Source organism: Cyanobacteria bacterium QS_8_64_29, from assembly GCA_003022125.1.
Lineage (GTDB): Bacteria > Cyanobacteriota > Cyanobacteriia > Cyanobacteriales > Rubidibacteraceae > QS-8-64-29.
In genome coordinates this window covers 1-22,166 of the sequence record PXQH01000039.1, presented here as the reverse complement: position 1 = coordinate 22,166, position 22,166 = coordinate 1, and the positions used below count along the sequence as shown (strand labels likewise).

General features: G+C 63.3%; 17 protein-coding genes. 9 read left to right on the top strand and 8 right to left on the bottom strand.

All coding sequences use genetic code 11. The features are described 5' to 3' along the window. The first annotated feature begins 124 nt into the window (after positions 1 to 124). Positions 125 to 445, top strand: coding sequence for a hypothetical protein (locus BRC58_06570; protein ID PSP17362.1), 321 nt, complete (start codon positions 125 to 127; stop codon positions 443 to 445). 47 nt (positions 446 to 492) lie between these two features. Here BRC58_06570 and BRC58_06565 read toward each other — a convergent pair whose 3' ends face one another. After that, positions 493 to 1,785, bottom strand: coding sequence for an MFS transporter (locus BRC58_06565; protein ID PSP17361.1), 1,293 nt, complete (start codon positions 1,783 to 1,785; stop codon positions 493 to 495). A gap of 153 nt (positions 1,786 to 1,938) precedes the next feature. Here BRC58_06565 and BRC58_06560 point away from each other — a divergent pair, with 153 nt between their 5' ends. Together BRC58_06560 and BRC58_06555 are read left to right on the top strand one after the other, a co-directional pair. Beyond that, complete coding sequence (locus BRC58_06560; protein ID PSP17360.1) at positions 1,939 to 3,450, top strand: hypothetical protein; 1,512 nt, start codon at positions 1,939 to 1,941, stop codon at positions 3,448 to 3,450. Between the two features lie 6 nt (positions 3,451 to 3,456). Beyond that, complete coding sequence (locus tag BRC58_06555) at positions 3,457 to 3,891, top strand: GNAT family N-acetyltransferase (GenBank protein PSP17359.1); 435 nt, start codon at positions 3,457 to 3,459, stop codon at positions 3,889 to 3,891. On the opposite strand, the gene BRC58_06550 is transcribed toward BRC58_06555, so the two are convergent. From BRC58_06550 to BRC58_06540, 3 genes are all read right to left on the bottom strand, one after another. Then, the gene (locus tag BRC58_06550) at positions 3,888 to 4,847 is read right to left on the bottom strand and encodes a sucrase ferredoxin (GenBank protein PSP17358.1); all 960 of its coding nucleotides are present in this window, start codon (positions 4,845 to 4,847) and stop codon (positions 3,888 to 3,890) included. The two genes, BRC58_06555 and BRC58_06550, sit on opposite strands and share 4 nt — an antisense overlap. A gap of 1 nt (position 4,848) precedes the next feature. Beyond that, complete coding sequence (locus BRC58_06545; protein PSP17357.1) at positions 4,849 to 6,081, bottom strand: cupin; 1,233 nt, start codon at positions 6,079 to 6,081, stop codon at positions 4,849 to 4,851. 507 nt (positions 6,082 to 6,588) lie between these two features. Further along, the gene (locus tag BRC58_06540; protein ID PSP17356.1) at positions 6,589 to 7,479 is read right to left on the bottom strand and encodes an iron-siderophore ABC transporter substrate-binding protein; all 891 of its coding nucleotides are present in this window, start codon (positions 7,477 to 7,479) and stop codon (positions 6,589 to 6,591) included. 201 nt (positions 7,480 to 7,680) lie between these two features. Between BRC58_06540 and BRC58_06535 the strand changes: the two genes are divergently transcribed. Continuing rightward, entirely contained in the window at positions 7,681 to 10,215 is a 2,535-nt protein-coding gene (locus tag BRC58_06535) for a TonB-dependent siderophore receptor (GenBank protein ID PSP17355.1), read from the top strand. Positions 10,216 to 10,596: 381 nt separating this feature from the next. Here BRC58_06535 and pyk read toward each other — a convergent pair whose 3' ends face one another. Next, positions 10,597 to 12,393 carry a pyruvate kinase gene (pyk, locus tag BRC58_06530; GenBank protein ID PSP17354.1) on the bottom strand — a complete coding sequence of 599 codons (1,797 nt, stop codon included), beginning with the start codon at positions 12,391 to 12,393 and terminating at the stop codon, positions 10,597 to 10,599. 104 nt (positions 12,394 to 12,497) lie between these two features. On the opposite strand from pyk, the gene BRC58_06525 reads away from it, so the two are divergent. Further along, positions 12,498 to 13,907, top strand: coding sequence for a 9-cis-epoxycarotenoid dioxygenase (locus BRC58_06525; GenBank protein PSP17353.1), 1,410 nt, complete (start codon positions 12,498 to 12,500; stop codon positions 13,905 to 13,907). On the opposite strand, the gene BRC58_06520 is transcribed toward BRC58_06525, so the two are convergent. Next, the gene (locus BRC58_06520) at positions 13,904 to 14,743 is read right to left on the bottom strand and encodes a ribosome biogenesis GTPase YlqF (GenBank protein ID PSP17352.1); all 840 of its coding nucleotides are present in this window, start codon (positions 14,741 to 14,743) and stop codon (positions 13,904 to 13,906) included. The genes BRC58_06525 and BRC58_06520 overlap by 4 nt on opposite strands. An 18-nt stretch (positions 14,744 to 14,761) precedes the next feature. After that, the gene (locus BRC58_06515) at positions 14,762 to 15,172 is read right to left on the bottom strand and encodes a universal stress protein (GenBank protein PSP17351.1); all 411 of its coding nucleotides are present in this window, start codon (positions 15,170 to 15,172) and stop codon (positions 14,762 to 14,764) included. Positions 15,173 to 15,269: 97 nt separating this feature from the next. On the opposite strand from BRC58_06515, the gene pgk reads away from it, so the two are divergent. Then, entirely contained in the window at positions 15,270 to 16,478 is a 1,209-nt protein-coding gene (gene pgk / locus BRC58_06510) for a phosphoglycerate kinase (GenBank protein PSP17350.1), read from the top strand. A gap of 3 nt (positions 16,479 to 16,481) precedes the next feature. Here the strand turns inward: pgk and BRC58_06505 are convergent, their stop codons facing one another. Then, a complete protein-coding gene (locus BRC58_06505; protein ID PSP17349.1) occupies positions 16,482 to 18,560 on the bottom strand; it encodes a hypothetical protein in 2,079 nt (692 codons plus the stop codon). 88 nt (positions 18,561 to 18,648) lie between these two features. On the opposite strand from BRC58_06505, the gene BRC58_06500 reads away from it, so the two are divergent. The 3 genes from BRC58_06500 to BRC58_06490 are packed head-to-tail and all read left to right on the top strand — an operon-like array spanning position 18,649 to position 22,089. Continuing rightward, positions 18,649 to 19,992, top strand: coding sequence for a sodium:proton antiporter (locus tag BRC58_06500; GenBank protein ID PSP17348.1), 1,344 nt, complete (start codon positions 18,649 to 18,651; stop codon positions 19,990 to 19,992). 33 nt (positions 19,993 to 20,025) lie between these two features. Beyond that, positions 20,026 to 21,378: a sodium:proton antiporter gene (locus tag BRC58_06495; GenBank protein PSP17347.1), complete on the top strand. Its 1,353-nt coding sequence runs from the start codon at positions 20,026 to 20,028 to the stop codon at positions 21,376 to 21,378. A 30-nt stretch (positions 21,379 to 21,408) separates the two neighbouring features. After that, positions 21,409 to 22,089, top strand: coding sequence for an antibiotic resistance protein MarC (locus tag BRC58_06490; GenBank protein ID PSP17363.1), 681 nt, complete (start codon positions 21,409 to 21,411; stop codon positions 22,087 to 22,089). The last annotated feature ends 77 nt before the right edge of the window (positions 22,090 to 22,166 follow it).

The following is a 22,166-nucleotide window of genomic DNA, read 5'->3' as shown; positions in this document are numbered from 1 at the left end:
AGCAGTGGCTGTTCCAGCAGCTCAACCAGCTCTCGGAGCAGACCATCCGCTCGCTCACCAATTGGAAGTTCATCCGGCAAGCGGTCCGCTCCGCCAAAATAGTGCAATATTATTCGTAATTAGTATGAGACTGCAAGTTCGTGGCGTTCAATGGAGAATAGGATCGCATTCATTTGCTGTTTCAGTATTCCCCCAACTTCCGTTAACCAAGTTTATCGGTAATCTCAAATCGGTTACTGCTCGCCGCTTGAGAGACGAACTCCTTGAGTGCGTAGCTCAGCTCTATCGAAAACCTGTTTTCTGGAACGAGTCGTATTTTATTGCCAGTTGCGGAGGTGTTACTGTTTCCGTCCTGAGGCGAATCTTGAGCAGCAAGATTCTCTCGATCCCGGCACTTCAGAGTGTCAACCCCCCTCAGGGTTCCTGGCTCTCATCCCGACGCTGATGCTTCGCATACAGTGCGGAGCTTCCCGCCGAGTAGCTAACGGCCTTTCAGTATTTGCCCAACGCATCCCACCCCCGTACGGCATGCCATTGCCGCCAAGCAAGCTGGCTGCCTATTCCCACTAACAGTAGGCAGAGCGAGCTCAATACGTACAGCAGCGCAATCCCGGCGCCCTCGCCCGTGCCAAAAAAATCGCCCAGCAATGGCGCTAGCCAGCCGTCCGCTTGCATGGCAGGTTTAAAAGCGTAGTCGGCCAGCGGTCCGGCAATGCCCAACCCCAGCGCCCCAACAACCTGCCGCGATAGCGATCGCACCGAAAACACCCGGCCTTGAACGGCCAGGTCAACTTCGTTGAGCCAAATAGTGTCGTTAGTGCTTCGCATGAGCGGAAAATTGAGCGAGGAGCCAAACTGGGCCGGAATCCAAACCAAGGGCGTTTGGGCCAAGCCAAAGACCGTTTTGCAAACGCCGGTCCCCATCATGCCCCCAAACAGGCCGTTGAGCTTGCGCTGCGGCGCCCCCCTGGTGCTAATAATGGCGGCACTCAGCACGCCGGCTACCCCCGCAGCCGAATAGACCCAGCCCAGCACGGTGGCATCGCTGTCCGTGCGGGCCAAAACCAGCGGGCGCAGCAGGGCACCGCCCAGATCGTGCGCTAGCCAAAACAGCGAGGTTGCTGCCAACAATGCCGCCAGCCCGCCGTGCCCGCGCAGGTAACGAAAGCCAAACCCAAAGCGCTGCCATACGCTTTCACTCCCCGCTGGTGGGGAGTCTGTACGCTCGGGTTGAGGGATGCGCTGGGTGGCCAGTGTGGCGATCGCGACGCCAAAGCTGACCCAATCGATCGCCAAAATCCCCGCTAGCCCCACTAGCGGATAGAGCACCCCCGCAATGGCGGGCGCCACAGTGGCGGAGCCGTAGTGAAACACCGAGTTCATGCTGGCGGCCCGCGCGTACTGCGCTTGCGGCACCAGCATGGCCACTGAGGCCGAGTAGGACAGGTTCTGGAGCAGGCTAAAGCCGCTGTTGAGGGCCCACACCAGGTAGAGGTGCCAGAGTTGCAGCGCTTGCGCCCAGAACAGCGCCCCCAGCGCAACGGTTGAAGCGGCTGCAACGCAATCGCTCAGGATGATGAGCCCCTGGCGGGAGTAGCGATCCGCCAGTACCCCGGCATAGAGGCTGAGCGCAATGCGCGGCAGCTGCGAGGCCAGCCCCAACCCGGCCAGCGCCGTGACCGAGCCCGTGCGCTCCCAGACCCAAATGCCCACGGCAAAGCCGGTCATCTGGCTGCCAACGGTCGAGACCAGCTGCCCCAACCAGATAATGACAAAGGTGCGCATGGCGGCTCGCTTGGGTGCAATGGCTGCCTGCGATCGTTGCAGCTGCCGGGGGGCCGTGGCGAGCTGCAGGCTTGACAGGGGCAGCCGAGCCGTTTAAAGTTTGCCCTACAGTCGCATTATTTAAAATAAGTTGCAACAAATTAGGCGCTTCGCATGACAGAAGCTCACCCCCGCGAGGACACGGCCGAGCGCTACGACACCGTCCCTTACTGGAGTCGTGCCTTTTCCCAGACCCATCCCGCTCGCCTGACCACTATTGGGACGCTGTTTGGCATGGACCCGCCGCCCATCGAGCGCTGCCGCGCGCTGGAGTTGGGCTGCTCGGATGGGGGGAACCTCATCCCCATGGCGGCGCGGCTGCCGCGCAGCGAGTTTGTGGGCATTGACGTATCCGCGGTGCAGGTGGAGGCCGGCCGGGCCGCGATCGCCGATCTGGGCCTGACTAACCTGGCGCTCGAGGCTCTCAACCTAAGCGATCTGGACGCCAGCTTTGGCGAGTTTGACTACATCATCGCCCACGGCGTGTATTCCTGGGTGCCCGAGCACGTCCGGGACCAACTGCTGGCGATCTGCCGCCAGAATCTGAGCGCCAGCGGCATTGCTTACGTTAGCTACAACACCTACCCCGGCTGGCACTGGCGCGGCATTGCCCGCGAGCTGGTGCGCTACCGGGCCCAGCAGGCCAGCGGCGCGCAGGCCCAAATCCAAGCCGCGCGCGAGCTTGCCGACGAACTGCTACCGGCTTTTGCCAGCGAGGCTCAGTCCGCGGAGGGCGGGGCCTACGCAACGCTAATCTCGCAGGAGCTGGAGCGCCTGCGCGACAAGGACGACGCCTACCTGTTCCACGAGTACCTGGAAGCTGACAATGACCCGGTTTACTTCCATCAGTTTGTGGAGCGCGCCAGCGCCCGGGGATTGCAATACCTGGGCGAGGCCGAGTTCAAAAGCATGTTCGCCGGCGAAGGCTCGGCGGCTGCCGCGCAGGCACTGGATCGCCTCGCTCCCGATTTAATCCAGGCCGAGCAGTACCGCGACATCCTCTACAACCGCACCTTCCGGCAAACGCTGCTGTGCCACCAGGAAGTGAGCCTGCAGCGCCGCCTATCCCCCGAGCGCGTCAAGCCGCTCGCAGCAGCTTCGCAGGCTCAACCCACAACCGAGGCGTCCGACCATCAGGCCGTGACGTTCGCGGACGCGCAAGGCAACACCCTCACCACGCAAGCCCCCATCGCCAAGGCAGCCCTGTTGGCCCTAGCCCAGGCCTGGCCCCAGGCGCTGCCCTTTCCGCAATTGCTGCAGCAAGCGCGATCGCGGCTACTGGAGCGCGAGGACCCGGCGCGCGAAGAGCGCCAGCTGGCCGAGCAGCTGCTGCTGGGCTACAGCGTGGGGCTGGTGGCGCTGCATGGCCGCGCGCTGCCGCTGGCCGCAACGGCGGGCCCCTACCCCATGGCGGATGCTGTCAGCCGCTACCAAGCCCAACGCAACGGCTGGGCCACCAACCGCCGCCACCAGAGCATCGACCTGGCCCAGGCGGAGTCGCAGCTGCTCGCCCTGCTCGATGGCAGCCGCGACCGGGCCGACTTGGCGGCTGCCCTGGGCGAGCCGCCCGAGTGCATCGAGCAACGCCTGGCGCGCTTGGCGCGCGACGCCCTGCTGGTGGCCTGAGTGTCTATGGTGGCTGCAACCGTTCGCCCGCCCCAGCTCCACGAGTTGGAGGCCATGTACCGCCAGCGCTGGCAGGTGCTGCGGCAGCCGCTGGGCATGCCGCCCGGCAGCGAGCGGGATGCCCGCGATCACGAAGCCGACCACCTCGTTGCCGTGGTGGGCGATCGCATTGTGGGCTCGGCGCGGTTGAGTCCCCTGTCCGCCCAGGTGGGCGGCATTGCATACGTGGCCGTTTCGCCCGAGTTTAGCCGGCAGGGCATTGGTACGCAGCTCATGCAGGCGCTAATCGAGCGGGGGCGGCAGGCAGGCTTTCAGCGCCTAGAGGCTAAGGTGCGCCTCCCGGTGCTCGCGTTTTATCAAAAACTGGGCTTTCGCGAGACTAGCGAGCGGTTTGCGTTTTTGGGCATCCCGCACGTCTGGATGGCGCTGGATTTGGATTAGGTTGCCGCCGAGGCGGGCTGAACGGCCGTGCAGTTACGGATGGCGAATTTGGGAAAGCGCGAGGGGGCCTCGTGGTTGCAAGCGCCATAGATGCAGACGGTCTGGCTCTCATCCAGAACGGCCTCGGCGCGATAGCCGCTCAATGTGCCATCGGGCGCTTCGTACGCTAGTTCTAGGGTTTGGTGGCTGCCATCCGCGTTTTGCGACAGCACCCAGCCGGCGACGGCGTAACCGAACCAGTCCCAACCGTGCCTGAGCGCCAGCTCTTTCTCTAGAAACTGCAGAGGGCCGGGCAGCAAGCCCCAACCGCGGTAAACGCGGTCCAGGTAGCGGATGTCGCCGCTGCGCGCCAGAATGGCGGCAAATGCCTCACCGTCTAGAAAGCCGTAGTGGCGTCCATCGGGGAAGTCAATGGCGGTGGGCGCGAAGCGATGCCCGCCAAAGTGGCTGCTCTGCCAGAGCCGCACGTCTTGACGGTCGGCAGCAATCTGGCAGGCCTGCTGGTAAAAGGGGTTGCCGTAGCGGCCGCAGCACTTGTCATGGGTGCCGTGCGTGCAGACCAGAATGTCACGGGTGGCCTGCGAATCCTGCAGCTGCGGCAGCGATTCCCCGGCCAGGTAGGCGCGCACCAGCGGGGCAACCTCGCTCAAGTCCCGCACCGTTGCCTCGGATTTGTGGTAGACGCGCGCGCGGCCTGCCGGCCGGCGCAAAAACAGCACCCGGCTGGCGCCCGGCTGCTTGTGGGCCTCGCTATGGACGAACAGAAACCGGACCGTGCCCTTAAGCTCGTCGATTAGCGCCCGCAACGCGTCTGGTACCGGCTTGGCCTGGGGCGCCTGGTAGGGCCAGGGCGGCGGGCACTCGACCAGCACGTAGCGCTCGTGAGTGGCGGCCATGCCAATGGGGGACTCGCCCGCTTCGCGGCAGGCGTCGGCACAGGCAAAGGCGTCGGTCATCTCACTCCTGCGAGGCTTGCGAGGCCAGGGCTTGCGCGGGGGCGCCGTCCGAGCTTGGGGACACCCCCAGGCGCTCGATGGCAATAACCCCCTCACGGACTAAGTATGCCAGCAGCGGTTGCACTTCGCTGGCCCAGTCGTAGTCCGGCAGCCAGTTCCAGGCGTCTTGGCCGCTAAAGCGATCGCTACCCAAGACGCTATCTAGGAACGTGCGCGGCACGCCTTTGAGCTTAATCTCGCTGCGACCGCAGCGGATCTTGTGCTTGCCTTGCTCGGGCAAAAAGGTGACAAACGTGCGCTGGTAGCGCGGGCGGTTAAAGACTGTCTCTGGCCCAATTTGGTCCAGCCCAAAGCCCACTTGGTAAGGCACCGAGTAGTTGCAAAATGGCGACTGCTGGCTGGCCAGGTAGTCGGCATACTCGCTGCTGAGGGTGGGGCTGGCGAGGCGCGCTTTCAGCCGCTCGGCGAGCTCGTCCACGTAGCGCGCCAGCGTGGCGGAATCTAGCTCGGTCGTACCAGGGGGCAGGTTTTGGCGCCAAGCTGGCTCTTGCTGTAGCTCTTGCTTGAGCCAGTCCACCAAGTCAACGCCGGTGTGGCAGCGCACGCCCAGGGTCAAGTGAATGGAAGGCTCCTGTTGGGCTAGGGCATAGTGCCAGTGGCCGCGCGGAATGTGGAGCAAGTCCCCCGGCTCCAGCGTGGTGTGGATGTAGGGCTCGCCTTGCGGGGCTTGCTCTGGGAGAGTCTGGCTCCCAGCAAGTGGGTGGCCCACTGTATCGTCAAAAACGAACCACTCCTTGCTGCCTTCAATTTGCAAGATAAAGACTTCGTGGGTGTCGTAGTGGCGATCGAAGCCCTGCTTGCCAGACCAGGAGCAGTAGGCGTTGACTTGGGCGCTGTGGCCCAAACCCAGCTCGTACTGCACGGCCGAGGCAAGCTCGGCAATGGCGGGGATTTTTTTGTGGACGCCGTCGATGATGAGGGTCGCCCCATTGCGGCAGTGCTTGAGGAAGTCGTCGTTGGCTGAAGCATCCAGCACCTTCTTGTCCGAGGCCAGGCGAAAGTGCGGATGGGGTTTGTCGTGGTAGTTGAGTAGCTCGTTGAGCTGCGCCCAACCAAACAGGTGCTGGAAGCGGGTGCGATCCGGGGCTTCTAACTTGAGGCCTTGCTGGCCCCAGTATTGCGCCAAAAAGGTCTCGAGCGAGTACGGGGCAAGTAACGGGGTGAGTCCTTTCATGGTGAGCCGGTTCAGTAGCGCCTAGGGAGAACAATGTTATACCAATTCTCGTAGTTTGTGCACTAGATTCGACCTCCAAAGCTCCCTCAATATGGGAGTCATGTTCTTTAGTTAGCGTGCATCTACTGCTCAAATTGGTATTAACGGTGCGGAACAGCGGCAACAGCTTCCTGCAGAGGCGCTACAGGTTATTTGCCGCTGTCCCGCATCGCGCTAGCGCGATTGCTAGCTAGCTAGCTGCTAGCTAAGTCCCCCACTACGAGCGATGGGGATAACCGTCTGCGCCGCCATCGTTTCCATCAAAGCCGGAGCTGACGGCGGTTGTAGCAGCTTCGGCCTCGGTGATGTCGATCTGGATGCGACCGAGATTGTCAGACATGCTGACCTCCTGTCTCGTTGTTTTCGTTTCGGCAGTACCAATGACTGCCGCTAGGTATACTAGCTTTGTTGAGATATAGTGTCAACTTAGTTATTGCAAAAACCGTTAGAGGGTCAGCCTAGGGGGCGCTAGCCATCGAGCAGGTGGCGCTCCAGATCATCCACGACCTGGTTGGCGGCTAGGATGCTGGAGCCTACCCAATAACCGGGAACGGGATAAACTCGCTCGCTCTGAACTACCGAGAGCTGCGACCAGAGCGCGTCTTGCCGGAATTGGTCGAGCGTTGCCCGAGCCTCTTGCCCCACCACAATGGCGAACATGACATCGCCATCCAGCATTTGGAACTGCTCCTTGCTAATTTTTTGGCTGTAGGTGTCTTTATCTTGCGCCGTTGGCCGCTTGAGGCCAGCTTTTTGCAAGATGTTGCCGCTAAATGAGTCCTTGAGGTAGAGCCGGACGCGGTCTGGGAAGATTCGCCCTACCGATACTTCTAGTTCGCCCCCGGCATCGCGCTGCTGGCGGAACTGCACTAAGCGCTGCTGGTACTCGTCGAGCAGCTGTTGGGCTCGCTCAGAGCGCCCTAGCATGCGGCCGTGAAACTTGAGATTGGCCTGCCACTTCATGTTATTGGTCTCAGTAACCACGGTGGGGGCAATCTGGGAGAGGCGCTCGTAGTGTTGGCCGATCCAAGGCTTGCTGCCCAAGATTAGGTCCGGTTCCAACTGCAGCAAGCGTTCCAGATTGGGCTGGCCGGGCCGGAACGTTTCAGGGTCACCCTGCAAGCGCTGCCGGATGAGCTCGGGCTGCCGGTCGAGGTTGCTGTTGAGCGGGACGCCTACCGGCTGCACACCGAGGGCCAGGATGTTCTCCAAAGCCCCGTAATCCAGAACCACCATGCGCTCGGGGTTTTGAGGCACCTCGGCAGTCCCCATGGCGTGCTCGATAGTGCGCGTCCCCTGAGACGAGCTGGAGGCATCCTGGGACTCGTCAGTCCCGCTGCAGGCCACAAACACCAGCATGGCCAGGGCTAGCAAAGGGTACAACCACCACTGGGCGCGCAGTCGCTTCACGGCTTGACCTCCTCTTTAGGGCATAAGATTAAGATTATTTAAGTTAGCGGAACGCTTATTGCAAACTATTCTAAATTGCACCGTCAGTGCTGCGGTTTGAGCGCTTCAGCAATCTTACCGTTTTGCTACTGACGTTGTGAGGAATATTCTATGCGACTGGGACTGGAGCTCTCCAAACTGGGCATTGCCAGCGCCGTGCTGGCTGCCGCCCCGCAAGTGGCACAAGCAGCGCCAACTGCCATTACCGGCGTCCAGCTCAATAGCAGCAACGGCGGCGTGACCGTGCAACTACAAGCCGCTAATGGCGCGCAGCTAGAGACGCTCAAAACCCGCTACGGGCAAACGCTAGCAATTGATGTTATTAACACGCAGTTGCAGTTTGCTCAAGGGGAGGGCTTCAGCCGCCAGAACCCAGCTTCTGGCATTGTCTCGGTAGAGGTGGTGCAGCAGTACCCCAACACGGTGCGGGTAGTGCTAGAGGGCACCGATGCCATCCCTGAAGCTGAGGTTAGCTCCGGGCCGCAGGGGCTGAGCGTGGCGGCTTCCACCCAACAAGTCACGGCGCAGGCACCCGACGAGCAGGCGGCACCGGAAGCCGAGGGCGAACCTGCTCAGCAACAGGGGACGGCTGCGGAGCAGCAACCGCAGGAGACCATTGAGCTAATTGTCACGCCCACGCGCACGGAGGAGCGCGAGCAGGACGTACCGCGCTCCGTCACCGTCGTCGATCGCGAAGAGATCGAGCGGCAATCAAATTTATCGCGCAATGTCGGGGACATTCTGGGTAAGACAGTCCCCGGGTTTGCGGCGCCGACGCAAGCTGCCTCTACACTCGGCCAGACATTACGCGGTCGCGATTTTGAGGTCCTAATTGACGGCGTTCCGCAATCAAACAATCGCGATTCTTTTAAAGACTTTGCCACAATTGACCCTTCTGCCATCGAGCGCATTGAGGTTTTGCGCGGTCCCACAGCAATTTATGGTGGCAATGCTGCTGGTGGTGTCATCAACATCATTACGCGTTCGCCTGGCGATCACCCGTTTAGCGCAACGACAAGCCTTGAATTTAACGGCTCAACTACTAATTTCGACGACAGCCTGGGCTTTACCCTTGAGCAAACACTGACGGGCAACGCTGGCGATCTTGACTACGTTTTTACAGGATCTTTTGATTCAGTTGGTGCATTCTTTGATGCCAAAAGTGACCGGATACCTGGGCGTCTGACTAGTAGCGATTCTTTAGGTAACTCCCGGAGCACCAACCTGTTCGGCAAGCTAGGGGCAGACATTACTAACGAGCAGCGCGTCCAATTTAGCGTTAACTTATTCAACCAGCGACAAGATACTGACTTTGTTGCTCGCAGCGCAGACAATACGCCAGGGAAAATAGCTTTTGCCAAAGAGGTAGAAGAGCTCGATATTGAAGATAAGCCGGGCAGAGATAATGTAGTGCTCAATCTGAGTTATTCTCACGAGGATTTTTTAAGCGGCAACCTAGATGCGCAGGTTTTCTACCGCGACTTTGAAAATAAGGTCGGCGTTTTTGATTTTAACGATCCTCCTAAACAAACCATTGCAAAGAACGAACAATGGGGCTTCCGCCTGGATGCAGAAACGCCGCTCGCAGACAACGATAAGCTCAACCTGGTCTGGGGAGCAGACTACGTCAACGAAACCAACTTTCAACCCAGAAACGTTCTGGAAGAAGTTGAAAATAATAAGTTCCGCAACACTGGCGAACAAACGGTACTGGCCCCACGCTATAATCTTGAATCTTTCGGTGCATTTGCTCAGCTTGATTGGGAAATAACCGATCGCTTGAACTTGCGCGGCGGGGTACGCCACGAGCGAATTGGCGTTAGCTTCGATAGTTTTGAGACCGACTTCACCAGAGCAGACAATTTAGGCACTCAACCGGGACAGGATGTCAGTATTAATGACACAGTCTTTAACATCGGCACAACCTATGACATTTCCGATGGCTTGAACTTCTACGCTGCTTTCTCGCAAGGATTTCAAATTCCGGACGTTGGTCGCGGTATCCGCGAGGGGGTTGATGAACTCGATCTGGAGCCGCAAGTGGTTGATAACTACGAAGTGGGACTGCGCGGCAACTGGGATTCGGTCCAGGCCTCAATATCGAGCTTCTATACCTTTTCCGAGCTGGGAGTTAGGTTTAGCTCGCGAGAGTTAGAGTCGGGCCGAACGATTAAGACAATTAAGCGCGACCCCAAAAATACCTGGGGGGTAGAGGCCAAAGTAGATTGGCAACCGGCCGAGCGTTGGAAGCTTGGCGGGTCTTTTACGTGGACTCAGGGACGTTCGGACAACAACAACAACAATGGTAATTTTACTAAGTTGCCTACCAGTCAAATCCCACCTGTCAAGGTGACTGCTTATTTGGAGAACCAGACCACGCCTAGTTGGAGCAACCGCTTTCAAGTTCTGTCTGTCGGGAACCGCAATGTTGAAGCTGATGCTGCTCCAGTCAATAGCTATGTAGTTTTAGACTACATAAGCAACATTCAGATCGGGTCCGGGGAACTCACAATTGGAATTGAAAACCTTTCGAACAACCAATACGTGACTGCCCCCACCCAGGCAAATGCTTTCCCTGGGTTCCCCCAATTTAGGCCGGCTGCACGCGGCCGGCGGTTTAGCATCAACTATTCGATCAACTGGTAAGGGGGGTTGACCGCAAGCAACAGCCTAGCGGCTCAATGCCGCTAGGCCGTTACTAGTCCACTGGCAGTTGTGCTCTTGCTAGCTGCTACTAGCTGAGTGACTCCACTATGATCGGGGCGGACCGGCACCGTCTTTGCCACCATCGGCTCCGTCAAAGCCGGAGCTAACGGCCGTGGTGGTAGCAGCTTCGGTCTCGGTGATGTCGATCTGGATGCGACCGAGATTGTCAGACATAGCTGACCTCCTTGCTCGTGTTGGCAGCAACCCTGGTCGCTGCTACCAGTAAACTACCTTTATTGAAATACAATATCAATCTATTTGCCAAAAAACTGTTAGATGGCCAGCACGCCCCCGTGCTAGCCGCTGGTATGAAGGTGATCGCTAGTCCACCGACAGTTGCGCTGGGGACTCGGGCGTGGGCTTGCCCGAGCGGGCGCCGGCATACACCAAGCCGCGCTGCACGTCCAGGGTGAGAATGGCCCCCTCGCGGATGGTCTCGGTCGCGCCGCTAAAGCCCACAATGACCGGAATGCCCAACCGCAGGCCAATGACCGCGGCATGGCTGGTCAGGCTGCCTTCCTCGGTGATGATGCCGGCCGACTGGCGGATGATCTCGACAAATTCGGCATCCGTGGCGGGGGTGACCAGAATGTCGCCCGGTTGGAAGCTGCCCAGCTCGCGGATGGTATGGGCCACGCGCGCCCGACCGCTGACCCGGCCCTGGCCGACACCTGTCCCCTGGCCCAAAACGGCGGTGACCACCTCAACCTTGATCAAATCGGTGGAGCCTGCCACGCCTTGCAGCGTGCCGGCCGTCATGACCACGCGATCGCCTTCCGCCAACCAGCCGGAAGCTTGGGCGGCGTCAATTGAGGCTTGAAAGGTCTGCCCGGTTGAGGGCAGATCCAGCACCAGCAGCGGCTGCACGCTCCACACCAGCTGCAGCTGCCGCGCGACGGTCACGTGCGGGGTAACCGCCAGGATGGGCGGGTAGGGGCGGAACTTGGAGACGTTGCGTGCAGTCGCCCCGGTCTTGGTCAGCGTCATGATGGCGGCCGCATCCAGCTGCTTGGTAATGCGGCTGACCGCCTCCGAGATGGCGTTGGGAATGGTGGTGTCGGCGCCGGTGGGCTCGCGCGTGGGGAAGTTGTCGCGCTCGATGCGCAGGGCGACCCGCGCCATGGTGGTCACGGCCTTGACCGGATGCTTGCCCACGGCCGTCTCGTTGGAGAGCATGACCGCATCGGTGCCATCCAGGATGGCGTTGGCCACATCCGAGACCTCGGCCCGGGTGGGCCGCGGGTTGTTCACCATGCTGTCCAGCATTTGGGTGGCCGTAATGACCGGAATGCCCAAGCGGTTGGCGGTCTCGATCAGCTGCTTCTGCAGCAGGGGGACTTCCTCGGGCGGTAGCTCCACACCCAGGTCGCCGCGCGCCACCATAACGCCGTCGCAGAGCGAGAGCACCGCCTCCATTTGCGCGATCGCCTCGTGCTTTTCAATCTTGGCGACCACCGGAACAGCCTTGCCGGCGCTGGAGATGAGCTCTTTAATCTCGAGCACGTCTTGCGGGTTGCGCACGAAGCTCAGCGCCACCCAGTCCACGCCCTGATCCAGCCCGAACATCAGATCCTTGCGGTCTTTGGGTGTGAGCGCCCGGATGGAGAGCGAGACGTTGGGAAAGTTGACCCCCTTGTAGTCGGAGAGCTCGCCCCCCACCACCACTCGGCCGTGGATTTCTTTGCGCGCGGGATAGGTTGCCTCGACCGCCAGCTCGACGTTGCCGTCATCGAGCAGGACGGTGGCCCCCTCGGGCACGTCCTCAGCCAGCGAGTTGTAGCTGACGTAGGCAATCTCACGGTTGCCCACGATGGGCCGGCTCGTCAGCACGAAAGGGTCGCCGGGGGCCAGCGAGATTCGCCCCGATTCGAACTCGCCCAGGCGGATTTTGGGGCCCTGCAGGTCCTGCAAGATGCCCACGGGCTGGTTGAGCTCGAAGGCCATTTGGCGGATCGCGCGAATGCTGCGCTGGTGATCCTCGTGCGTGCCGTGGGAGAAGTTGAGCCGCAGCGTGGTCGCCCCCGCCTGAATGAGCTGGCGCAACACGCCCGGCTGCAGCACAGAGGGGCCGACGGTCGCCACAATCTTGGTGCGGTGGGGCAAGTGGGACGGTTGCATGGCGAGGGTTGCACGCGTGCCGGGCTGCTGCCTGCCTGATGATATCGCGCCGCAGGGCCAGCGCCACCTGCGCTAGGCTGCCGGTCAGCGCCCGATTTAGGCCCATGACCGCAACCGCCCCCACGACCAACCCCTACCTAGCTGGCAACTACGCCCCCATCCGCACCGAGACCAGCGCCGACGATCTACCTGTCATCGGCACGCTACCGCCCCAGATCGCCGGTTTGTTCGTGCGCAACGGGCCCAACCCGCAGTTTTCGCCCCTGGGGACCTACCACTGGTTCGATGGCGACAGCATGCTGCACGGCATTCGCATTCGCAACGGCCGCGCGTCTTATCACAACCGCTACGTGCGCACTCGCGGCTTCCAGCGCGAGCGCCAAGCCGGTGAGGCCCTGTGGTGGGGGCTGCTGGAGCCCGCTGATGGCAACCCGGATGGCACTGTTAAAAACACGGCCAACACGGCGCTGGTGTGGCACGGCGGGCGCTTGCTGGCGCTCTGGGAAGGCGGCGCGCCCCATGCCGTTCGCGCCCCCGAGCTGGAGACGCTGGGGCCGTTCGACTTTGGCGGCAAGCTGCAGTCGCCGGTGACCGCCCACCCCAAAGTGGACCCGGTCACCGGCGAGATGCCGTTTTACGGCTACTCGCTCACCCAGCCGCCCTACTTGCGGTACAGCTTGGCCGACGCTTCGGGCGAGCTGCTCTGGAGCGAGCCCATCGATCTGCCGGTGGGGGTGATGATGCACGACTTTGCCATCACCGAGCACTACACGCTGTTTATGGACCTGCCGCTGACGTACCGCAGCGAGCGCGCCGAGCGCGGGGCATCGCCGCTGGCCTTTGAGCCCGATCGCCCTGCCCGCTTTGGCATCCTGCCCCGCCACGGCGATCGCCACAGCATCCGCTGGTTTGAGGCCCCGAGCTGCTTTGTCTTCCACACGCTCAACGCCTACGAGGAAGGCGATGAGGTGGTGCTGGTAGCCTGCCGCATGAGCTCGACCCAAGTCCTGGAGCCCAGCGATGCCAGCGCCGACCCTGAGGCAGACGCGCCCCGCCTCCACCGCTGGCGGTTCAACTTGAGCACCGGCGGCGTGCGCGAGGAGCGCTTGGCCCAGCCGCTCTCGGAGTTCCCAGCCCTCAATGATCGCTGGCTGGGCCGCCCCACCCGCTACGGCTACACGGCCCGCATGGTGAGCGGCACCCGGACGCCGCTGTTTGATGGGCTGCTCAAGCACGACCTGGCCAACGGCGGCACGCAGGTCCACGCCTTTGGCGAGGGGCGCTACGGCGGCGATCCCTCGTTTGTGCCCCATCCGGACGAAACAGCCGAAGATGTCGGCTGGTTGCTCGATATCGTCCACGACACCAATACCGAGCGCTCCGAGCTGGTCTTTGTGGACGCGCAGGCGTTCGAGGCCGAGCCCGTGGCGCGCGTACTGCTGCCGCAGCGGGTGCCCTACGGTTTCCACAGCGCCTGGGTCACAGAAGCGCAGCTGCAAGCGCAAGCGGTCTAGGGCTCGCTGGGGGGCAACTCCAGCGCGATCGCCCCTAGGCGGCCCTGGCGAAAGTCGGTCAGGATGCGATCGGCTGCCTGCTGCGTCTGGCCGCTAAAGCGGCGCTCGGCCAGTGCCTGCAGCGCCGCCTCTCCGCCGCACTCAGACGCCTCAATGCCGTAGCGTTGGTGCAAGGCATCCGCCCAGCCCAGCGCCAGCAGCCAGTCGATGGTGGCAGCCGCCACCCGCTCGCTGTCGTAAGCTCCCTCGCCAATGTCGCCGCAAATGGCGAGCGCCATGGCGGCCTCGGGGTCGTCTAGCTGGGGCGGCATGACCCCGGGCGCATCCAGCAGGTCCAGCCCCCGAGCCAAGCGGATCCAGTTGAGCTGCCGCGTCACGCCGGCGCGCCGGGCGCTGGCAGCAGCTTTGCGGCCCACCAGTCGGTTGATTAGCGCCGATTTGCCCACATTGGGGAACCCCAAGGCAGCCGCTCGGACGGCGCGCGGGCGCATGCCGCGCTGGCGCCGGCGTTCGTTGGCTTGCTCCCCTAGGGCTTGGGCGGCCTTTTTGAGCGCTGGGACCCCGCTGCCCTGCTGGGCGTTGGTCCACCAGACGCGCTCGCCGCGCGCCCGGAACCACACTGCCCACTGCTGGCGCCGCGCGCGGGGAATGGCATCCATGCGGTTGAGGACCGTCAGCCGCGGTTTGTTGTCCAGCCACGCCGGCAACTGCGGATGGTGCGAGGCCAGCGGAATGCGGGCATCCCGCACCTCAATGGCAACATCGATCCAGCGCAGCTGCGCCTTGAGCTGCCGCTCGGCTTTGGCAATGTGGCCAGGATACCACTGGATCGCCATTGCCGTGCTGCTCGGGCGCTAGGGAATGACCAAGACCGGGCAGGGCGAAAAGTTGATCGTGCGGTTGCTGACGCTCTCGGCCAGCTCCTCGGCGCTAATGCCCACGCCGCGGCAGCCCATGACGATCAGCTCGGCCCCAATTTCATCGGCCACATCGCAAATGGCAAACGAGGGCATGCCCTCGCGCTGTAGCGTCTCGGCTTCGAGGTCGTACTGGCCCAGCAAGTGCTGGTAGCCCTGGAGCAGCTCGGTCGCCGCTTGCTGGGGCGAGGGTTCGCCTTCGGCCTCGCCACTATCGGTTTCTGAGCGTTCGATCGCGGCCAGCAGTACCAGGCGGCTGTCGTACTTGCGCGCCAGATCGACCACCGTCTCGACGGCCTCGCGCGTCTCGCGGCTGCGATCGACCGGAAACAAGATCGTTTGGAACATGGCGCTCCCGTCCGCGCAACGTGCGACGGTACAATCAGCACGAGGCTTTTGCCGCTGGCAGGGCCTTGGCGAGCAGGCAGAAAGCGAGGTAGAGGCAATGGCCAAACAAACTGTAGCAAATTTGTCGGCGTCCGATTTGGCTGGCAAGCGCGTGTTGGTACGCGCTGACTTCAACGTCCCGTTTGACGACAGCGGCAACATCACAGACGACACCCGCATTCGCGCGGCCCTCCCCACCATCCGCGACCTGATGGGCAAGCAGGCCCGGGTGGTGCTGTGCAGCCACATGGGCCGCCCCAAAGGGCAAGTCAAGGACGATCTGCGCCTGGATCCCATCGCGCGGCGGCTCTCGGAGCTGCTAGGGCAAGCCGTTGTCAAGTGCAACGACTGCATTGGCGAGGAAGTAGCGAGCAAGATTGGCGGGTTGCAAAACGGGCAGGTCGCGCTGCTGGAGAACCTGCGCTTCCACGCCGAGGAAGAAGCCAACGATGCCGAATTTGCCCGCCAGTTAGCCGCCAATGCCGATGCCTACGTCAACGATGCCTTCGGCACCGCCCACCGCGCCCACGCCTCCACCGAAGGCGTCACCCACCACCTCAGCCCCTGCGTAGGCGGCTACCTGATTGAGAAAGAGCTGGCCTATCTGCAAAACGCCATCGAGCAGCCGCAACGGCCCTTTGCCGCGATCGTGGGCGGCTCCAAGGTCTCCAGCAAGATTGGGGTCATCTCGACGCTGCTAGAAAAATGCGACAAGCTGCTGATCGGCGGCGGCATGAGCTTTACTTTCTACAAGGCGCGCGGCTACAGCGTGGGCAGCTCGCTGGTGGAAGAGGAAAAGCTGGATATGGCCAAAGATCTGGAGTTGCAGGCCCGCTCGCGCGGCGTGACGTTCATGCTGCCCACCGATGCAGTCGTGGCTGATCGCTTTGCCAACGACGCCAACACCCAAACCGTGAGCGCCGACGCCATCCCCGAAGGCTGGATGGGGCTCGACATTGGCCCGGATACGGTCGAGGCCTACAAGCAAGCCCTCTCGGATTGCCGAAGCGCCATTTGGAACGGGCCCATGGGCGTGTTCGAGATGGAGGCATTTGCCGCCGGTACCGAGGCGATCGCGCGCACCCTCGCCGATCTCACCAGCAGCCAGGGCCTCACCAGCATCATCGGCGGCGGCGATTCGGTCGCGGCCGTGGAAAACATGGGAGTTGCCGAGCGCATGAGCCACATCTCCACCGGCGGCGGCGCCAGCTTGGAGCTGATTGAGGGGCGCGAGCTGCCGGGCATTGCGGCGCTCGATAACGCCTAGCGGCTAGGGGTCAGTCGCAGCTGCTGCGTGCACCAACGGCAGCAGCGGCCCGTCCTGCTCGGCCCCGCTGACGGCCAGCTCGCTGTGGCAGAGGTAGACGCGCTCGCGCGCCCGCCCGAGCAGATCCCGCAGGATGCGCTCCAGGCGCTGCCGGTCGCGGGCAGCGCTCTCCTCGCTAGTGGGCGGCCGTCCGGAGCTGGCGCGCAGGAACTGCGGGGCGCCGGCTAGAGCGGCGGCCCCGCCCTGGAGCCACAGCGGCGAGCCGGCATCCAGCCAAAAGTGCCATCGGTGCACCTGGCGGCTGGCGCGGTACTGGTACACGGTGGTCAGCGTGACCGCGCCCTGGCCGCCCCAGACCGGGCGCAGTGGGTAGGGGTTGGCGGCAACGGCGCCCTGGCGCAGCAGCTGAATGAAGCGCGCGGTTGCCTCGCTGGCATCGCCCAGGCGATCGGCAACGCCCCAAAAGTGCTGGGCGGTTTCCATGAGCTCGCGCAGTGCAGCCGAGCGCTCGTAGGGCAAGGGGCGATCGCGCCAGAGAAAGTCTTGAATGGCGCGCTCTAGGACCGCAGGCACGCTGGGTTGCTCTGAGCTGGCGCGCGCGATCCAGTCGGTGATGCCCTGATAGGCGCGCGTCGCGCGGTGGCCCAGCCGATCCCAGCGCGGGAAAGCTGTCGCGGCCAGCAAGCGCGGCCGCTCGGGGTCGGGGTGGTAGCAGTGGTCGGCAAGCAAGCCGGCGCGCACCGGATCGATGGCCGGTGCCGGCGCGGGTTCGGCCTCGAGTGCCGCAGGCGGGGCCGCTCCCGACTGCTGGCTGAGCTCGACCAGCATCTCGGCCACGGCTTCGCGATCCAGCAGGCGGCCCAGGCCGGGATAAATCAGCGCCAGCAGCGTCAGCAGCGCCCGGACGGGGGGCGAGCTGTTGAGCGGCCGCTGCTCGTTGAGCGGCGCCACGGGGATGCCCTGCTGCCGCAAGATGGCGGTGAGCGTGTAGCGCCCGATCGCGTCCAGGCCGGGGGCAATCGCAGCAATGTCCTGCGGCGCTGCCTCGCCGCGGTGCACCGCTGCCGCGATGGCCTGGGCGGTTTGGCGCAGCAAGCTGGCGCGGGCGGTGGTGGCGAGGGTGCAAAACGCTGGCGGCAGCGCCTGAGCGCTGCCAGGGTTGCGGACGGCTGCCACAACCGATTGCTTGAGGGCGGCGGGCCGCTCGGGCTCGGCATCACCTGGCTCCGGCAGCGCCTCGCGCCGGCAGTACGCCTGCAGGCCGGCCAGGCAATCCGGATCGGCCCCCAAGCCCAGCCGCACTTGGCCGTCCGGGTTGAAGGTGGCGGTTAGGGGGGCTCCCGCCTCGCGCAATACCTCGAGCAGATCGCGCGCGATCGCGGGGTAGTCGTCGGCATCGTCGGCAAAAACGGCGCCATAGCGCTGCGCTAGCTGCTGCCGGTAGTCCGGATCGGGCAGCAGCTGCTCGCTGTAGAGCGCGTAGGCTAGCCCGTAGGTGAGCAGGCCGCGCGCCAGGCACCACTGGCGCCACTGCAGCAGCAGCGAGGGGCCCTGTTCCCCCAGGGCCTGCGCCGCCTCGCTGCCCCCCTCGAGCTCGAGCCGCTGGCCCAGTGCAGCCAGCGGCGTTCCGCTGGCCCCAGCCAGCTGCAACCAATCCAGCAGGCGGCAGACGGCGCGCAACTCGCTGATGCCCGCTTGCTGCAGGGCTTGGCGATCCAGCGCGGGCCGCCAGAGCTGCGCGGCCAGGGCCTGCTCGGTTTCAGGCCGCAGCCGGATGGGGAACCGGGCTGGCAGCTGCAAGCGCTGGCACAGCAGCGGCCAGAACAGCCAGACCTCATCGGCGATCACGCCCAGCGGCGTTTTGACCGTGGCTGGCAGGTTGCCCCCTGCAGCGAGCGCGAGCCGATCATCGAGCGCGCTCCGGTTGTCGCCGTTGGCAGCCAGAACCAGCGCAGTGGCCGGTTCTAGCCCCCCATTGCCCGGCAGCTGCGCCTGCTGCCATTGCCCAAAGGCCGCGATCAGCTGCTGCGTGCGCCCGCTCTGGCTGGGGCCTTCAATCCAGCGCGATTGGATTGGAACCATCGCACTGCATTCTAGCCAGTCGTTTAGGATCGGGGCGATTGGCGGCCGCGATCGCGCGCAGCCACCCGCTCGCGCCTGGCAAGCGCCCATGACGGCTTGGATGCCTGGGACAGCCCCATTCATGGCGGCATCCGCCGCCGAGCTGGAGGGGCTGTCGCTATCGACCGTCATTCTGGATTTGGCGGCGATCTATCTGACGGCCCTGCTTGGGGGCGAGTTGGCCCGCCGGTTGGGGTTTCCGGCACTGCTGGGGACGCTTTTGGGCGGGCTGACCATTGGCATCTCGGGGCTACAGTTAGTGACCTTGCCCCAGCTGGGATCCGATGCGACCGAGTCGGTGGTGCTGCGCTGGAGTGCCTGGCTGCACCAAACCAGCGACCCGGCCCTGCTGGAACAGGTGTTTCGGTTCCAGGGGGCTTTCCTACAAGAGCTGGCCAATGTGGGTGTGCTGGTGCTGCTGTTCGAGGTGGGGCTGGGGGCCAATCTCAACCGCGTCCTAGCCCAGCGATCGCAGGTGATTGCCGTTGCCGGGACGGGCGTTTTCCTGTCCCTGCTGGGCTGCTCGCTAACGCTCAATGCCTTCTGGAACGTGCCGCTGCTCACGGCGCTGTTTGTCGGTGCGGCCCTGACGGTAACCAGCTTGGGCGTGACGCGGCAGCTGTTGCAGCAAAACGGCTACCTGCGCTCCACCGAAAACCAAATCATTGTGGGGGCCGCCGTTCTGGATGACGTTACCGGGATCCTGCTGCTGTCGCTGGTGCTGGGGATCCAGCAGGAAGGCACCCTCACCAGTCTGACCATCCTGCGCCTGATTGTGGGCACGATGTTGGGCCTGGCCATCGCCACGTTTTTGGGGCGCTGGGTGTCGCCACTGCTGGTGCAGCTCGAGCAAGCCCTGACCACGCGCGGGCGCATCATTACCCCCGCGCTGATGTTTACGCTGCTGCTGGTACTGCTGGCGAGCGTGGCGCAGCTCTCGCCCATTCTGGGCGCGTTCACGGCCGGTTTGGTCCTGCAGGGCAAAATCCGGCGCCTGATCCGCGAGGTGCTGTCGCCGGTGGTCGATGCCTGCGTGCCGATCTTTTTTGTCTACATTGGCACCATTACCGATCTGAACCTGCTGCTGCCGTGGCAGAACGCCCAAGCTTGGCCGCGTTTGGGCCTGCTGGCGTTTCTAATCTTGGCGGCCTTTGCGGTCAAATTCGCCAGCGGCTATGCGCTCTCGCGCCACGAGGGCATCAACCCTGCGCTGGTGGGGTGGGGCATGGTCCCGCGCGGTGAGGTGGGGCTCGTATTCGCCGAGTTGGGCTTGCGCAACGACCTGCTCGATCCGGTGCTGTTTGCCAGTTTGGTGGTGCTATCGGTGGTGCTGATTTTGGCCACTAGTTGGGGGCTGCGCTGGGTCAAACCCCTATCGGCGAAGTTGCCTTAAGTCACGCGTGCCAACCGGTTCCAATAAATCCCCATGGGCGAGATCGCCGCTCTCGAACTGCTAGTGCCAGCCGCCGCCACCTCGCAGCCGCTCGGCCCTCCAGTCCTGCAGGTGGTTTTGACCAGCCTGTTTGCGGTCTACATCGGCAGTAAAATTGGGGGCGAGATTACCAGCCGCCTGCGGCTGACGCCCATTTTGGGCGAGCTGTTGGCGGGCATTGTGCTGGGGGTGTCGCTGCTGCAGGTGGTGCTGCTGCCGGGGAGCAACGTTGCCGCCAGCGACTCGCTGCTGCTGCAAGCCATCCGGGACTTTCATCCCGGCTTGGGGGAGGCTGCCCTTGCTGAGTTGTTTGAGACCCAGGGGCTGATCCTGGCAACCCTCTCCAAGCTGGGGGTCATCCTGCTGCTATTTCAAGTGGGGCTGGAGTCTGACTTGCGCGAGCTCATCAAGGTAGCGCCCCAGGCGGGCATCATGGCGCTGCTGGGGGTAGGCATGCCGCTGACTGCCGGCCTTGGAGGCTTGGTGGGAATCTTTGGGGTCGATCTCACCAGCGCCCTGTTTGCCGCCGCCGCCATGACCGCAACCAGCATTGGCATCTCCATTAGCATCCTGACCTCGCTGCGCATGGTTGGCTCCCGCGCGGGCCAGGTCATTTTGGGGGCGGCGGTGTTGGATGACATTACCGGCATTTTGATCCTGACGCTGGTCAACGGCCTGGTTGTGGGGAGCGGGCTGGACCCGGCCGGCGTGCTGGTGCTGCTGGTGATGCCGCCGCTGTTTTTGCTGGCGGCGATCGCGCTTAGCCGGCTGTTGGGCTCGCTGTTCGTGGGTTTTTCGGGGCTGCTCAAGAGCCGGGGAACGCTGCTGCTGTCGGCGCTGGCCTTCTGCTTTGGCTTGGCCTTTTTGGCAGATGCCGCTCGCCTGGAACCGCTCATTGGCGCGTTTGCAGCGGGCCTGATTGTGGGCCAAACCGAGCTCAACCAGAGCGTGGAGCGCCAGATCCAACCCATTGCCGACCTGCTCATCCCCATTTTTTTTGTGGTTACCGGCGCGCAGATCGACATGCGCACCATCGACCCGTTTAGCCCCAGCGGCGGGATCGTGCTGCTAATGGGCCTGTTCCTGACCGCGATCGTGGTGGCGGGCAAGTTGGGCGGCGCCTATTTGGTCCAGCGCCTGACCCCCGATCCGCCCTCGCCGCTGCCAGTCGCCTTTGGCATGCTGCCGCGCGGCGAAGTGACGCTGATCGTTTTGGGCATCGGGATCGCCTCGGGGCAGATGTCCTCGCAAAGCAGCGCAGCGGTGGTTTTGGCCGTGCTGGCCACTGTAGTCCTAACGCCGCTGGGCTTGCGCCAGAGCGTGGCGCCTCCCCAAGATTCCCACTAGCCGAGCTGAGGCGGTCCGTTGCTCGACTCCATTGCCCAGAGCCAGCCGTTTTGGCAGTTCCTGCTGGGGAGCTTGGTGGCGCTGTTTCCCATCGTTGACCCCATCGGCAGCATTCCGTTTTTTTTGGCCCTGACGCTGGAGGTCCCGCGTCCCGAGCGCGATCACCTCAGCCGCAAGGTCGCGCTCTACGTGGTCGCCATCCTGCTGGCCTTTTTACTCATTGGCGGCGGCATCCTGCGCTTTTTTGGCATCTCGCTGGATGTAGTCAAAATCGCCGGGGGCATCGTCATTTTTAACTCGGCCTGGCGCAGCATGGAGTCGCAACCGCGGCTCTCGCGCGAGGACAACCAAGCGGCGGCGCGCAAAAGCGAGCAGTCTGGCGACATTGCCTTTATGCCCATGACCGTGCCGCTGCTGGCCGGCCCGGGTGCGATCGCGGTAACCTTGGGCATCTCCGCGCAAGCCGGCCGGGCGCTGACGGCCGAGGCGGCCCTGAAGCTGCTGGCGGCGGCCCTGGCGATCGCGGCGATGGGCGGCATTACCTACCTTTGCTTGCGCTCGGCCAGCTTTTGGGTCCGCGTGCTGGGCGAGACGGGGATCCGCGCGCTCACCCGGATCCTGGGGCTGTTCATTTTGGCCATTGGGGTCCAGCTCATCCTGGATGGCTTGGGCAGTTGGCTGACCGATTTGTCGCTGGCCGCTGCCCCCTAGCCCGCCCGTCGCTTAAGATAGGCGAGTGGCTTCAATGGCAACTGATACCAATCCTCGTAGTTTATGCACTAGATCGC

Coding starts and splice junctions, on each gene's coding strand:
- BRC58_06570 (PSP17362.1), top strand. CDS start 125: ATGAGACTGCAAGTTCGTGGCGTTCAATGGAGAATAGGATCGCATTCA.
- BRC58_06560 (PSP17360.1), top strand. CDS start 1,939: ATGACAGAAGCTCACCCCCGCGAGGACACGGCCGAGCGCTACGACACC.
- BRC58_06500 (PSP17348.1), top strand. CDS start 18,649: ATGACGGCTTGGATGCCTGGGACAGCCCCATTCATGGCGGCATCCGCC.
- pyk (PSP17354.1), bottom strand. CDS start 12,393: ATGCAACCGTCCCACTTGCCCCACCGCACCAAGATTGTGGCGACCGTC.
- BRC58_06520 (PSP17352.1), bottom strand. CDS start 14,743: ATGGCGATCCAGTGGTATCCTGGCCACATTGCCAAAGCCGAGCGGCAG.
- BRC58_06540 (PSP17356.1), bottom strand. CDS start 7,479: ATGCTGGTGTTTGTGGCCTGCAGCGGGACTGACGAGTCCCAGGATGCC.
- BRC58_06535 (PSP17355.1), top strand. CDS start 7,681: ATGCGACTGGGACTGGAGCTCTCCAAACTGGGCATTGCCAGCGCCGTG.
- BRC58_06505 (PSP17349.1), bottom strand. CDS start 18,560: ATGGTTCCAATCCAATCGCGCTGGATTGAAGGCCCCAGCCAGAGCGGG.
- BRC58_06525 (PSP17353.1), top strand. CDS start 12,498: ATGACCGCAACCGCCCCCACGACCAACCCCTACCTAGCTGGCAACTAC.
- BRC58_06495 (PSP17347.1), top strand. CDS start 20,026: ATGGGCGAGATCGCCGCTCTCGAACTGCTAGTGCCAGCCGCCGCCACC.
- BRC58_06550 (PSP17358.1), bottom strand. CDS start 4,847: ATGACCGACGCCTTTGCCTGTGCCGACGCCTGCCGCGAAGCGGGCGAG.
- BRC58_06555 (PSP17359.1), top strand. CDS start 3,457: ATGGTGGCTGCAACCGTTCGCCCGCCCCAGCTCCACGAGTTGGAGGCC.
- pgk (PSP17350.1), top strand. CDS start 15,270: ATGGCCAAACAAACTGTAGCAAATTTGTCGGCGTCCGATTTGGCTGGC.
- BRC58_06565 (PSP17361.1), bottom strand. CDS start 1,785: ATGCGCACCTTTGTCATTATCTGGTTGGGGCAGCTGGTCTCGACCGTT.
- BRC58_06515 (PSP17351.1), bottom strand. CDS start 15,172: ATGTTCCAAACGATCTTGTTTCCGGTCGATCGCAGCCGCGAGACGCGC.
- BRC58_06545 (PSP17357.1), bottom strand. CDS start 6,081: ATGAAAGGACTCACCCCGTTACTTGCCCCGTACTCGCTCGAGACCTTT.